The organism is Shimia sp. R9_3, assembly GCF_017743755.1.
Lineage (GTDB): Bacteria > Pseudomonadota > Alphaproteobacteria > Rhodobacterales > Rhodobacteraceae > Shimia.
The window spans coordinates 142,238-155,874 of the sequence record NZ_JAGHRP010000001.1; the positions used below are offsets into that span (position 1 = coordinate 142,238).

The 13,637-nt window shown below is 58.6% G+C and carries 11 protein-coding genes and 1 tRNA gene; 8 read left to right on the forward strand and 4 right to left on the reverse strand.

All coding sequences use genetic code 11. The annotated features are described in order from the left end of the window. Positions 1-114: 114 nt before the first annotated feature. The 4 genes from J7412_RS00580 to J7412_RS00595 all read left to right on the forward strand — a co-directional run bounded on the left by J7412_RS00580 (position 115) and on the right by J7412_RS00595 (position 4,547). Positions 115-669: a TetR/AcrR family transcriptional regulator gene (locus J7412_RS00580; RefSeq protein ID WP_209076055.1), complete on the forward strand. Its 555-nt coding sequence runs from the start codon at positions 115-117 to the stop codon at positions 667-669. A 265-nt stretch (positions 670-934) separates the two neighbouring features. Then, entirely contained in the window at positions 935-1,777 is an 843-nt protein-coding gene (locus J7412_RS00585; RefSeq protein ID WP_209076058.1) for a sterol desaturase family protein, read from the forward strand. 135 nt (positions 1,778-1,912) lie between these two features. Then, positions 1,913-2,692, forward strand: a complete 780-nt coding sequence (locus J7412_RS00590; RefSeq protein WP_209057893.1) for an ion transporter — start codon at positions 1,913-1,915, stop codon at positions 2,690-2,692. A 388-nt stretch (positions 2,693-3,080) separates the two neighbouring features. Beyond that, positions 3,081-4,547: a globin-coupled sensor protein gene (locus tag J7412_RS00595; RefSeq protein WP_209076060.1), complete on the forward strand. Its 1,467-nt coding sequence runs from the start codon at positions 3,081-3,083 to the stop codon at positions 4,545-4,547. Positions 4,548-4,636: 89 nt separating this feature from the next. On the opposite strand, the gene J7412_RS00600 is transcribed toward J7412_RS00595, so the two are convergent. Then, positions 4,637-5,617, reverse strand: coding sequence for a complex I NDUFA9 subunit family protein (locus J7412_RS00600; RefSeq protein ID WP_209076062.1), 981 nt, complete (start codon positions 5,615-5,617; stop codon positions 4,637-4,639). A gap of 236 nt (positions 5,618-5,853) precedes the next feature. Between J7412_RS00600 and J7412_RS00605 the strand changes: the two genes are divergently transcribed. Continuing rightward, positions 5,854-5,940, forward strand: a tRNA-Leu gene (locus tag J7412_RS00605). A gap of 230 nt (positions 5,941-6,170) precedes the next feature. Continuing rightward, positions 6,171-6,485 carry a hypothetical protein gene (locus J7412_RS00610; RefSeq protein ID WP_209076064.1) on the forward strand — a complete coding sequence of 105 codons (315 nt, stop codon included), beginning with the start codon at positions 6,171-6,173 and terminating at the stop codon, positions 6,483-6,485. 108 nt (positions 6,486-6,593) lie between these two features. Here J7412_RS00610 and J7412_RS00615 read toward each other — a convergent pair whose 3' ends face one another. From J7412_RS00615 to J7412_RS00625, 3 genes are all read right to left on the reverse strand, one after another. Then, positions 6,594-9,704 carry an efflux RND transporter permease subunit gene (locus tag J7412_RS00615; RefSeq protein WP_209076066.1) on the reverse strand — a complete coding sequence of 1,037 codons (3,111 nt, stop codon included), beginning with the start codon at positions 9,702-9,704 and terminating at the stop codon, positions 6,594-6,596. 5 nt (positions 9,705-9,709) lie between these two features. Further along, positions 9,710-10,825 carry an efflux RND transporter periplasmic adaptor subunit gene (locus tag J7412_RS00620; protein WP_209076069.1) on the reverse strand — a complete coding sequence of 372 codons (1,116 nt, stop codon included), beginning with the start codon at positions 10,823-10,825 and terminating at the stop codon, positions 9,710-9,712. 290 nt (positions 10,826-11,115) lie between these two features. Next, a complete protein-coding gene (locus J7412_RS00625; RefSeq protein WP_209076071.1) occupies positions 11,116-11,820 on the reverse strand; it encodes a hypothetical protein in 705 nt (234 codons plus the stop codon). 215 nt (positions 11,821-12,035) lie between these two features. Here J7412_RS00625 and J7412_RS00630 point away from each other — a divergent pair, with 215 nt between their 5' ends. Both J7412_RS00630 and J7412_RS00635 read left to right on the forward strand, forming a co-directional pair. Further along, on the forward strand, positions 12,036-12,647 hold the full coding sequence (locus J7412_RS00630) for a ribonuclease D (protein ID WP_209076073.1): 612 nt from the start codon (positions 12,036-12,038) through the stop codon (positions 12,645-12,647). Positions 12,648-12,659: 12 nt separating this feature from the next. Beyond that, positions 12,660-13,634 (forward strand): KpsF/GutQ family sugar-phosphate isomerase, encoded by a 975-nt coding sequence (locus J7412_RS00635; RefSeq protein WP_209076075.1) that lies wholly within the window; start codon positions 12,660-12,662, stop codon positions 13,632-13,634. Positions 13,635-13,637 lie beyond the last annotated feature (3 nt).

Consider the following 13,637-nt stretch of genomic DNA (forward strand, 5'->3'; position numbering starts at 1 on the left):
CGCATCTCCTCATCTTGCGCTCACCCTAGGCCGAGCTCGGCCATAGAGCGACCCGAAAATTGCGCATTTTTGGGCCTCCCTTGACATCTGCCAAAAATGAGACATCTATGTCTCATGACGTATGGCACAGACACCAAAATCATCGAGGCGGGCTTTACCGTCTTTTCCGCTAACCCCACGGCCACATTGCAGGATGTGGCGGATGAGGCCGGGATCGGCCGGGCCACGCTGCATCGCCACTACAAAGGGCGCGAAGAGCTGATGGCCGCGCTGGCCATGGCCGCCATGAAAGAGCTGGATGCTGCGATTGAAGCTAAAACGCAGGACGCCGAAAGCCACACCGAGGCACTGCGATTGAGCCTTGAGGCAATGATCCCGCTGGCAGACCGGCAGATGTTTCTCGCCAATGAGCCGCTGGACCATGTGCCGGAGGTTCTGGCTGCCTACACCCGGCAGCTAGAGGAGCTGGCAGAAGCGGTTGAGGCCGCCAAGGCAGAGGGCGGCTTTGACGCTGCTGTGCCGACAGCCTGGATTGTGCAGGCCTTTGAGACCCTCACCTATGCCGCCTGGGCGGTTGTGCGCGATGGCGACGCCACCGCAGAGGAGGCCGCCGCGCTCACATGGCGCACCCTCACATCCGGCCTGAGCCTTAGGCTCAGGACCCATTAATCCTGCTACGCTGGTTTGACAGATTTTCGGACTGGCTAGGATCAAGGTCGAAGGAATAGTGGTTCTATTTCAAGATCTTGAGACAACGGCCAGTCAGAAAATCCGTCAAATCGAAGACGTCAAAATCGCTTCATCTCAGCGGTTCGGCACGCTTGCAAATAGTCCCACTATTCCCAGCGCGCACCAACCCCCTGATATTTCGCGATTTTGGCGCCAGCGTAGCAGGATTAATGGGCCCTGAGCCTAACACAAAAGGAGACAAATGATGCTGCCTGAACGCTTTATGGAGCTCGCCCAGCAAGTGGATGAGGTGTTTTTCATCATCGGCATTGCCATTCTGGTGATCGAGATCGCAGAAGCCTGGTTCAAAGGGTCGCTGAAAGGCAAAACCTGGCTTGAGATGCTCGCCAGCGCCTCCACACAGGTGCCTTACATTCTGGTGGAAGCCAGCATGATGACGGCGCTTTATGTGGGGCTTTATGTGTTCAGCGACACGGTGGTGAGCTGGCATCTGCCCACGACCTGGCCCTGGATTGTTGCCGCCATTCTGCTTGCGGACCTCACCTATTATTGGGAGCACCGCATCGCCCACCGCGTGCGCCTGTTGTGGACCCAGCACGCCGTGCACCACTCCAGCCGCGACTATAATATCGTCACCGCGGTGCGCTTTGGCCCGCTGGAAAGCCTGTGGTCCTTCATCGCCCATGTCCCGATGGTGCTGATCGGTTTCAGCCCGGATCTGGTGCTGGGGTCCGTGATCCTTGTGCTGGCCTATCAGACCTGGCTGCACACGGAGCTGATCGGCAAGTTGGGCCCGCTGGAATGGGTGCTGAACACGCCGTCTCATCACCGCGTGCACCATGGCTGTGACGACAAATACATCGACAAGAACTATGCTGGTATCCTGATCATCTGGGACCGTATCTTTGGCAGCTTTCAGGTGGAAGAGGAGCGCCCGCGCTATGGGCTGACCACCGACTTTGACAGCCGGAACCCGGTGAAAGTCTGGTTCTCCGAACTGCCCGCCCTGTGGCGTGACATCACCCGCGCCAAATCCGGGCGCGAGCTGTTTGGCCGCCTGTTTGGCCCTCCGGGCTGGAAACCGTAACCCGCGGCTTAGAACCAAGAGGCCCTGCGCCCAACTTTACCAATCTCCTCAGGGGCGTGCGGGTTGCGAAACCCCACGCCCCTCCCATATGAAAGCGCGTGATAGACTTTCACGCGCAACCTTGAGACCATCTTCATGAGCCTTCGTGACAAAATCGGCGCCATCATCGAGCGCCCGACCTTTCGGAACGCCATCCTCGGCGTGATCCTTTTCAATGCCGTCATTCTGGGTCTGGAGACTTCCAAACCGCTGATGGAGGCCATGGGTCCGCTGCTGATCACCCTGGATGGGCTGTGTCTGGCGATTTTTGTCGGCGAGATCGCGGCCAAACTCTATGTGCAGCGCGGCCGGTTTTTCACCGATGGCTGGAATGTCTTTGACTTCGTGATTGTTGCGATTGCGCTGGTGCCGGCGGCTCAGGGGCTGGCGGTCTTGCGGGCGCTGCGGATTTTGCGCCTGCTCCGTGTGGTTTCGGTCGCCCCGTCGCTGCGGCGGGTGATCGAGGGGCTGATCAATGCCCTGCCCGGCATGGGCTCGGTCTTTCTGTTGATGGCGCTGATCTTCTATATCGGCGCGGTCATGGCCACCAAACTCTTTGGCACCGCCTTCCCCGATTGGTTCGGCACGCTGGGCAAATCCGGCTACTCGCTGTTCCAGATCATGACGCTGGAAAGCTGGTCCATGGGCATCGTGCGCCCGGTGATGGAGATCTACCCCTATGCGTGGATGTTCTTTGTACCGTTTATCCTGCTGACCACCTTTGTGGTGCTCAACCTTGTGGTTGGTCTGGTGGTAAATTCCATGCAGGACGCCCATCACGTCGAAGCAGAGGCAGAGACCGGCACTTATCGCGATGAGGTCTTGAGTCGTTTGGCCGAAATCGAAAAAGCGCTGAAAGAAAAATCCGCTGATTAATCAATAGCTTTTGCGTCGGGTGGGGGTGCATAAAATTTTATGCACTTTCATCCCCGCCTATACTTCTGAGTAGGTTGGCGAAACTGGCAGAAATAACAAGTGCGATTATTATCCATCTTTCCTCGCAACTCTAAGATGTTTCTTGCAAGGCGTCGATCTAAACCACTTGTTTGTTAAGGCTCTAAGGCCACCTTGCTTCCAATGGAGTTTCCGAGCTGCACCTTTTATCGTCGATCAAAATTATCATACTGAAATATATGTATATTCTACATATGTTTTGCAAAACTGGGAGCAACAAAAACTGAACCGTACAGTTTTGAAATCCTATACAGTTCCTTAGGATTTGGGCCGCTTATGTCATCCTCGCACAGCACGATGATTAGATGACATGACTACAAATATCTCAGCACAGCTCGAACATTTTTCACTCACTGGCGCAGATCTAGAAGCTCTCAAACACGCCGGGCGGATTGTCACGCCACTGCTTGATGACGTTCTGGAGGATTTCTACACCTTCGCGATAAACCAAGCCGAAGTGGCACGGTTCTTCCCCACAGAGGACATCCTCAACCACGCGCGCACGCGCCAGAAAGAGCATTGGGAAATGCTGCTGAGCGGCGAATTCGAACCGGCCTACCTGCAATCCGCAGAAACCATCGGTCAGGTACATTACCGCATCCAGCTGCCGTTTGATTTCTACCTCTCAGGCTACGCGCGCGCCTCCACCCATATTCAGAGCCTGCTGCTGAAGCGGCTCGGCGGCTCCTGGTTGCGCCGCCGCAGCGAAGATCCGAGCCGCGCCCTTGGCGCGCTAGCCCGTGCCTTTGCGCTCGATACCAATCTGGTGATTGAGTCCTACTTCACCGCGCAGCGGGCAGAGCGGGAACAGGCCATGAGCCATCTGAATGCCGCCATGTCGCGTATGGCCAACAAAGATCTGTCCCAGCCCATTCCAAGCCCGGAAGAAAGCGACTATCCGGCGCGCTTCAACGAGCTGCGTATCGATTTCAACGATCTCATGCTGACGATGGGCGACATCATCAGAACCATTAAGGATGCGACGGTGGATCTCGACCTGACCGCAACCGAGGTCAACGACTCCGCAGACAGCCTTGCGCGGCGCACCGAGGCGCAGGCCGCCACGCTGGAGCAAACCGCGCATTCGGTGGATGAAATCACCGCCAGTGTGCAGGCCTCCACCTCCGCCACCTCAGACACGGACCGCGTGGTCTCCGCCACCCGCTCCAACGCCGCGAGCGGCCACAGTGTGGTGCTGGAAAGCGTGCATTGCATGCGCGAGATTGCAGAAGCCTCCGCCAAGATCTCCGACATCTCGGGCCTGATCGACGAGATTGCTTTTCAGACCAACCTGCTGGCGCTCAACGCAGGCGTCGAAGCGGCGCGTGCAGGGGATGCCGGTCGCGGCTTTGCCGTGGTGGCTTCCGAGGTGCGCAGTCTGGCCCAGCGTGCGGCCGATTCCGCCCAGCAGATCAGTGACCTGATCAAAGACACCAACGACCTTGTGGAGCGCGGTGTGGAGCTGGTGGACCGCGCTGGCTCAGCCCTTGGCACCATTGTCTCCGACGTGGAGCAGGCCGCCAGCCTGAGCTCGGAAATCGCCACCTCTGCGCGTGAGCAGTCCAGCGGCCTGACCGAGATCGCCAAGGGACTGTCCCAGCTTGACAGCGTGACACAGGAAAACGCCGCCATGGTGGAGCAGACCGCCGCCGCCATGGGCTCCATGCAGCGTGACACAGAGGCCATGTCGCAGCTGGTGAACGGGTTTATCCTGCAGGCAGCGGCCAGCGAGGAAGCCGAGCGCGCGCAGGATGAAGACTGGGTGGAGGTCGCCTAAACCGCCGCCCCCCTCAACATCCGCAATCAACAAAGGCGCCCAAGGGCGCCTTTTTGCTTTGCCAACATATGAGCTTAGGACAGATGGCCTCAGACTTTCAGATTGCGCGCGGAATCCTTGATGGCGTCATATTGGCCCGAGGGGCGGAACCGCCAGAGGTAGTCAGCCATCACTGCTTCGGGCGCCAGGGGGGTGATGCCCAGGGTCTCAAAGCCCTGCGCCCCGTCAGACACCACATTGTCGCTGCGCAGCAGGATCAGCTGATCTGCAGTGATCACGGAGTTGTGCCACAGCCCCAGAGTCAGCTTTTGCAGACGGCCAAACCCAAAGGCCATCATACGGCCCACACCAAAAGGCAGGTTGAGCACCAGTTTGCGACGGTGGATCACCGTGAGCATCTCGTCGATCCAGCCGCGCAGGCTTTTCACTTCCGGCCCGCCCAGCTCGTAGATGCCGCTGACATCGCCTGTGATGCCCATCACAGCCGCTTGGGCCACATCATCCACATAGACCGGCTGGAACTTGGTGTCGCCGCCCATGATCGGCAGCACCGGCCCCATGCGCGACATGGAGGCAAAGCGGTTGAAGAATTCATCGTCCTGCCCAAAGATCACCGAAGGGCGCAGGATCATCGCGTTGGGCATATGCTGCAACACGCTGTTTTCGCCTGCGGCTTTGGTCCGGGCGTATTGGCTGGCGCTGTCGCTGTCGGCACCAAGGGCTGAGAGCTGCACCATACGTGCCACGCCTTCCGCCGCCGCGATGCGGGCAATGCGTTCCGCGCCCTCATGCTGAACCGCATCAAAGGTGTTCTTGCCGCGATCCGCCAGAATGCCGACACAGTTTACCACCGCATCAGAGCCCAGCAGCGCTGCTTTCACGGAGGCATCGTCGCGCACATTGCAGAACACCGGCTCGACCTGGCCCACAGAGCCATAGGGTTTCACAAACATCGCCTCATTGGGGCGACGCACTGCGACACGCACCAGCCAGCCTTCTTTGGCCATCCGCCGCGCAATATGACGCCCCACAAAACCAGAACCGCCGAAAATGGTGACAAGTTTGGACATGGTGGGACCTCCGCTTACCGAGCCTTCCCGAAAGAAATATCGTTCAGGCTGATTCCGAACAAGCTTCAAGGCGGGCTCCGCGACAAGAAAACCCAGTCAATTAGAGCCTTTGCAACAGATCGCCGCGCCACCCGATCTGCATTCCGCAAACGCGCTGGTGAGATTTTTCAAAAAACTTCCAGAATCGCGTTGACACCCCCCCCGCACAGGTCTAAATGCCTGCCTCACCAACCCGTGCCCAGATGGCGGAATTGGTAGACGCGCTAGCTTCAGGTGCTAGTGTCCGTATGGACGTGGAGGTTCGAGTCCTCTTCTGGGCACCAATTTTCTTCTGAAAAATTGGTTCGCAAAAACGCCGCAGTTTACTGCGGTTTTTTTTGTGTTTTGCGCCCAGCGCTTCGACGTCTTCCGCTCCGCTATCCGCAACAAAAACTGCGATACAAGCCCTACAGAGGCACAAATACCTTCCCCAGAACGATAGGTTACTGTTAGCCTAAAGTCATGGAATAGCACCTATTTTTGGCTGCGATCTGCCGTATAAGGAAACTGAAATTTGAAGAAGACCTTTGCAATAGCCTGCATCACAACGGCGCTACTCTCAGGCTCAGCCCACGCTGACATACTGAAGGGCGAGGCGCCTGCCTGTGTGACGCCTGATGACTACGCCAAGCTGGTATACGCGATCACCTCCAGGGAGGACCAGATGCTTGATTACCTCACGAAACAAAGGCTGTGCGGTATCCTCCCACCTGGCACCGAGTACGAGGTAGTAGAGAAGACACCCGATTTAATCATCAAAATCCGCCTAGGGGGAGAAAGCGAATCCTCCTATCTGTTCACCAGCTCGGAATTTCTCTCAATAAATTAGAGCAAACAGGTGAGAAGTCGCCACACCAAAAAACCGCCCGGCTCCCAAAGGCACCAGACGGTTTAAGATCAGTTCAGTTTGTCCTGCGGCGGATGAGTGCCGCGTGGATCAGGCTTTGCGGCCCGCTTTGATGCCATGCATCAGCGCGTAGAACACCGGCACCATGAACATGGTGATCAATGTGCCAATGGTCAGGCCAGCTGCGATTGTGGTGGCCATGGCGATCCAGAAGATGTCCTGCAACAGCGGCAGCACCCCAAGGATCGTTGTTGCCGCCCCCAGCAGCACCGGGTTGAGACGCGACACAGCGGCCTCGATCAGCGCATTGAGCGAATCCATGCCTTTCTCAAGATTGGCGTTCACCTCATCCAAAAGCACGATGGAGTTCTTGATCATCAGACCCACGAGGCTCATCGCCCCCAAAAGCGCCATGAAGGAGAACGGCTGGCCAAAGAGCAGCAAGCCACCGGTGATCCCGATCAAAGCGAAGGGCACCACGGTGAAGATCACCAAGGCCGGACGGAAGGCGTTAAACAGCGCCACCACGATAAAGACCATGATCACCAAGGCAGGGGCAGAGCCGGGCTTCAGGGAGTCCTGAGAATCCGCCGTGCTGTAGGTTTCCCCACGCCATTCCATCTTATAGCCCGCTGGCAGCTCGATCGCCTCAAACTCGGCCCGAACCTCTTCCACGAGGCTGGGCAGGGTCACCTCATGCGCGCTCGCCTGAACGGCCACCGCACGGCGGCGGTTCCAGCGCACAATGGTGGGGTCTTCGAGCTCCACCGAGACTCCATCGGTCACAACCGACATGGGCAGGTTCTTGGTGGAGAACGCCGGGGTCACCTGAATGTTGCCAAAGTCGCGCGCCACGGTCTGACGCTCTTCTTCGGTGCGACGCAGGATAATGGGCAGCATGTCTTCCTTGTCACGATAGAGGCCCACAGGCACCCCGTCGTAAGCCAGAAGCGAGGCATTGGCGATGTCGCTGCGCGAGGTGCCTGTCCAGATGCCGGTCACCTGATTGTATTCCGGCACCAGTTTGGACACGCGGTTGCGCATATCGCTGCGGATGTCCTTGGCGTGCGGGTTGGCCCGCAGAATCGCCATGCCCTGCTCCGCCAGATCCCGCAGGATTTCCGGATCGGCATTGGCAGGCCCGCTGAAGCGCGCCTCAAACGGCCAAGTGTTGCCTGGACCGGCGGTGTATTTGCGCACACGCACCATGGCCTCAGGGATGGCCTCACCCACCCATGGGTCGAGATCCGCAATCAGATCATCGACCACATCAAGGCTCGTGGTGTTCACCACCAGCTGCGCGTAGCTCGCATAGGGGAACTCGGGATCCACCGGCAGGTAGAAGCGCGGACCACCGGAGCCAACGAAGGTTGCCACACCGGCCACGCGATCATCCCCGTCAAGGCGCTGTTCGACGCGCTTGGCCAGTTCTGAGGTATGGGAGATGGTGGTGCCTTCTTCGGCCCAGATATCCACCATGAACTGCTGACGAGTCGCGTCTGTGAAGAACAGGCGATCCACAAAGGAGAAGCCATAGATCGAGGTCGCCAGAAGCGCGACAGACACCAGCGCGGTGAGCGCACGGGCCCGAAGACAGGCCGTCAGCGCAGCGCGGAAGACGCGCAGGATCACTGCCTCTCTCTGCTCCCCATCGGTGTTGGGGGCTTTCACCATGTCGATGCACATCAAGGGCGTAATGGTCATGGCAATGACCCAGCTCAGCAGGAGCGACACGCCAACCACCACAAAGAGCGATCCGGCATATTCACCGGCGCTGGTGGTGGAGGCATAGATTGGGTAGAAGGCCATCACCGCCACAAAGGTCGCGCCCAAAAGCGCAATCCCCGGCTCTGAGGCAGCTTTGACCGCCGCTTCCACACGGCCCATCCCCGCCTTCAGACGTGCAGCCATGCCGTCGGCCACAACAATGGCGTTGTCCACCATCATGCCCAGCGCAATCACCAGCGCACCCAGAGACACCCGCTGAAGGTCGATTTTCAGCACCACCATCACAATGAAGGTCGCCAGAATGGTCAGCAGCAGCGCGCCACCGATGATCAGACCCATGCGCCAGCCCATGAAGACAGCCACAACGATCAGAACGATCAGAACCGCCTCACCAAGGTTGATGATAAAGGAGTCGATTGCCGTGGTGACCAGATCGCTCTGCCAGGCCACACGGTGAATCTCCACACCCACTGGCAGGGTCGCGTTGATCTCCGCCAGTTTCTCATCAAGGTTGCGGCCGGTGTCGACGATATTGCCGCCGGAGACATTGGCAATGGAAAGCGCGATGGCGGGCTGGCCGTCATAACGCATCTCGGTCAACGCGGGTTCCAGATAGCCTTGGGAAATCTCGGCGATGTCGCGCAGACGCAGCACTTCGGAGGTGCGCTCAATGGGCAGAGGAATGCCGGTATCCAGCTCATCCAGCGCATCAAAGATACGGTCTTGCAGTCCGCTGCGCAGCTGCAGGCTTCCGATGTCTTCCACGGTCTCAAATTCGCCGGTCGGGGACACCCGCATGCGACGGTTGCTGATTTCCAGCGCGCCTGCGTTCACCACCTGATTCTGCAGGTTAAGCGTGGCGATGAAATCCTGTGTGGACAGGCCCAGATCCAGCAGACGCTGCTCGGAGGCTTCCAGATAGACCACTTTGGGCTGCAGGCCCCAGGTCTCAACCCGGGAAACACCTTCCACAAGGTTCAGCTCTTTGCGGATGTCTTTGACGTATTCTTCAAGCTCCGCATAGGTGAAGCCATCGCCCGTAATGGCAAGCACAAAGCCATACACAAAGCTGAAGTCATCGATGACATTGGGGGTGCCGGCGCCCGGAGGCAGACCGTTCAAATCGCCGATTTTGCTGCGCAGCTTGTCCCAGACCTGCGGCAGACGATCCGCCCAGTATTCCTGTTTGATCTCCACCTTCACGATTGAAAGACCGGCATGGGAATAGGAGGTCAGAAACTTCAGCTCGGGCAGCTCTTGGATGGCGCCCTCAACGGGATCGGTGACTTCCAGCTCCACTTCTGTGGGGCTGGCGCCGGGGTATTGCGTGACCACAAGCGCGGTTTTCACCGTAAATTCGGGATCTTCCAGCTGGCCCAGCCGGAAGTAGGACAGCGCGCCGATCACAAGGATCAGGGCCAGCGCAAAATATGTGACTGTGCGGTTCTTGACCGCTGTTGCAGCAAGCGACATCGGTCTTACCCCTCAACCTCGGTCAGGCGTACCTGCTGACCTGCGGTCAGGGTGTTGGCGCCGGCGGTGACCACACGGTCGCCCTGTACCAGACCATCCACCAGCAGGCCGCGGTCGTTGAACGCGCGCACCTCAACCGGTTTGCTGGACACGGTCAGCGTGTCCGGATCAATCACCCACACAAAAGTGTCCTCCGGTGCGGATTTGTTGGGGGAGAACACAGCGCCTGCAGGCACCTGAATGCCGGTCTCGGCCCAGTTGTCGGGCAGCTGCACCTTTGCGGTCGCGTAGCCTGCCATGCCGGGCTGGATGTGGTCACCTTCTGGCTGGTCCATGATGATGGTCACAGGATAGGTACGGGTGGTGGTGGAGGCCTCATGCCCCACATGGGCAATCTGCGCCGGAATTTTTACGCCGGGCAAGCTGGCAAATTCCACCTCGATGCTGTCCACAAAGGGTTCCAGATTGATCAGGTTCTCCGGCACGGCCACTTCCATCTTGATGCGGGAGGTGTCCAGCAGGCGCACCACCGGCTGGCGGGCGTTTACGTTCTGGAAGTTGTCAACATAGGTCACAGAGACCTGTCCGCTGAACGGCGCATGAAGGGTGGTGTACTCAAGGTTCAGCCGCGCCCCATCCAGAGAGCCTTCGACCGCTTCGATGCTGGCTTCGGTGGAGCGCACTACAGCGATCTGATCATCGACATTGGCCTGAGACACGAAGTCGTTTTCCAGCAGAGCCTCGCGGCGGGTCAGCTCAACCTTAGCGTTCTCCAGATTGGCGATCAGAGCGGCGCGCTGTCCCTCCAGCGCACGCACCTGCGCGGCGTAGGGTTTGGCGTCCAGAATGGCGAGCACATCATTTGCCGCGACCTCAGACCCCACATCGACAGGGCGCGCAAACAGTTTGCCGGGCACTTCAAAGCCGATGTTCAGTTCCTGAAACGCAATGGCGCGACCCGGATAGGTCGATTTCAGCACCGACTCAACATCGGCCACAACCATGGACAGGACAGGACGCACAACCGGCTCTGCGACGGTGGTCTCTTCTTCCTTGCAGGCGGACAGGAAAACCAATGCGGTGCCACACAGCAATGCAGTGGAAAGCTTCAATACATTCATGGAACGCGAACCTCCATATGGGTCAAATTCGGAAAGAACAGCAATGCGCTGCGCCATGCCCCCCCAAAGAGCACACACAGAGAGCTGCATAATTGTGCAACAAGTTAACCTTGAGGCAGTGACAGCGGCATGACAGACGCGGACAGAAGCTTGATACTTTCGGTCTGGGATTGACCGGCTTTAATATATCATTCCGCATAGGTGGTCAGACTTGCGCCAGTCAAGCTAAGGGCGCAGCGGTATCGTCCACTTCATGCATTTGTGAACATAGAACATTTTCAACCAAATGCTCAGGCGTCGGCGAGAAACAGATCCATCACAAAGGGGATCGCCTTGATCTCTCGCGACCTGTTCCCGGGGCGCATCTGGATCGGCTTTGTCAGCCAGTCGACCCATTTCAGGCGTCGGCACAACTCTTGTGACATGCACCAAATGCCGCTGGGCGCAGCATTCCGGTAGGCCGCCATTGCTTCGCCAAGCGCCGGACGCATCTGCGCCGAATTCGCCGCAACATTGAAGGCAAAGATCACCAGATCCCGCGCCTGCCCTTTGGGGGTGTTGTTTTTGATCTGATAGCGCTCAAAGTCCAGAAGTAGCACCTTGTCCTCCACAAGACACATGTCTTTCGGGCTGGGGCGGCCATGGGCAAAGCCCAAGGTGTGAAACGCGCCGAGCGACTGGCTGGCGTTGAGCAGAAGATCGCGGCGATGCCCGTCGCCCTCTTCCCACGCCATCCGGTGTCGCAGATCCTTGCCGCAATCGGGCAGCACAAGAAAATCAGGACCATCCGCCACCACCTGCGGCACAGGGGCCTGCACTGCATTCATCTCATGATAGGCCTGGCGCTCCCGCATGAAGGCCCTTTCCGGATTTCCTTTTTGCAGACGAAACCGCAGATCCAGCTTTTCCGGACGTTTGATCCAGAACACCTGCCCGCCCTGCTCCACACGTTCAACCCGTGGCCCAGCCTCGCGGGCGCGGGATTCAACAAGCATTTTAAGCTCTTCATCAACAGAAAGCGGGGTGCGAAAATCCATGAACCGCTATGTAGGGCGTCAAAAAACCTTCGTAAAGACGTGATCCAAGCGTCGCGCCACTGTCATCAAGGCATTTGGCCGCAGTTTAGACTCTGGAAACGTACCCCCCGCAAAACATTGAAACACAGGCGCGAAAGCCGTAAGTGCTTGGCATCCGATTACTCGAGGCACCTATGGCAAATTTCCTCTATCAAAACGACCTGCCCGACGGGCTTGATCTTGGCCCTGTTGTGGCCATCGACTGTGAAACCATGGGGTTGAACCCGCATCGCGACCGGCTGTGCGTGATTCAGATGTCCGGCGGGGATGGCAACGCCCATCTGGTGCAGGTGGCCAAAGGACAGAAAAGCGCACCAAACCTGCAAAAGATGCTCGAAGATCCGAATGTTCTGAAGCTGTTTCACTTCGGACGTTTTGACATCGCCGCGATGTACCACGCCTTTGGCGCGCTGACAGCGCCGGTCTATTGCACCAAGATCGCCTCCAAGCTGGTGCGCACTTACACCGACCGCCATGGTCTGAAAAACCTTCTGCAAGAGCTGCTGGGTGTGGATATCTCCAAACAGCAGCAGATGAGCGACTGGGGGGCGGAGAGCCTGACCGAGGCACAGCTCGATTATGCCGCCTCTGACGTGCTCTACCTGCATGCCCTGCGCGACAAGCTGAACGAGCGTCTGGCGCGGGAATGCCGCACAGAGATGGCGCAGGCCTGCTTTGACTTCCTGCCCATGCGCGCGCGCCTTGATCTGGCCGGTTGGCCGGAACAAGACATTTTTGCACACTAAAGGACCTGCGACATGACGGATGCCGACAAGCAAACCTTTCTGGAAACCGCACGCCGTGTGGTATCCATCGAAACCGAGGCGCTGCGCCTGCTCGCTGAGAGCTTCGGAGCGGAGATCGGCGATGCGGTCGAACTGCTGCTGTCTGCCAAGGGTCGCGTGATCATCTCCGGCATGGGCAAATCCGGCCACATCGCGCGCAAGATTGCCGCGACCTTTGCCTCCACAGGCACACCGGCGCATTTTGTGCATCCGGCAGAGGCGAGCCACGGTGATCTGGGTATGATGGCGCAGGGCGATGTGGCGCTGGTGCTGTCAAACTCTGGCGAAACTCCGGAGCTGGCCGACCTTGTGGCTTATACCCGCCGCTTCAGCATTCCGCTTATCGGCGTTGCCAGCCGTGCGGACTCCACGTTGATCAAGCAAAGTGACATCGGCCTCATTCTACCTAAGGCGCAGGAAGCCTGCGGCACCGGCGTTGTGCCCACCACCTCCACCACCATGACGCTGGCGCTGGGCGATGCGTTGGCTGTGGCGCTGATGGAGCACCGCCGCTTCACGCCGGAAAACTTCCGCGAGTTCCACCCTGGTGGCAAGCTGGGGGCGCAGCTGTCGCGCGTGCGGGATCTGATGCATTCCGGTGACGCCCTGCCGGTGATCGGCGAGCACACCGCCATGAGCGATGCGCTTTTGGAGATCAGCCAGAAAGGCTTTGGCGTGGTTGGGGTCACCAATGACGCGGGCAAACTGCTCGGCATCATCACAGACGGGGACCTGCGTCGCCATATGGATGGCCTGCTAGAGCGTACCGCAACCGAAGTCATGACCGCCGCGCCGCAGACCATCGCACCCGGTGCGCTGGCTGAAGAGGCGGTTGGCATCATGAACCAGCGCAAGATCACCTGCCTGTTTGTTGTGGATCCTGAGGGCGACGGCGCCCCTGCGGGCCTGCTGCACATCCATGACTGCCTGCGTGCCGGTCTGGGCTGATAC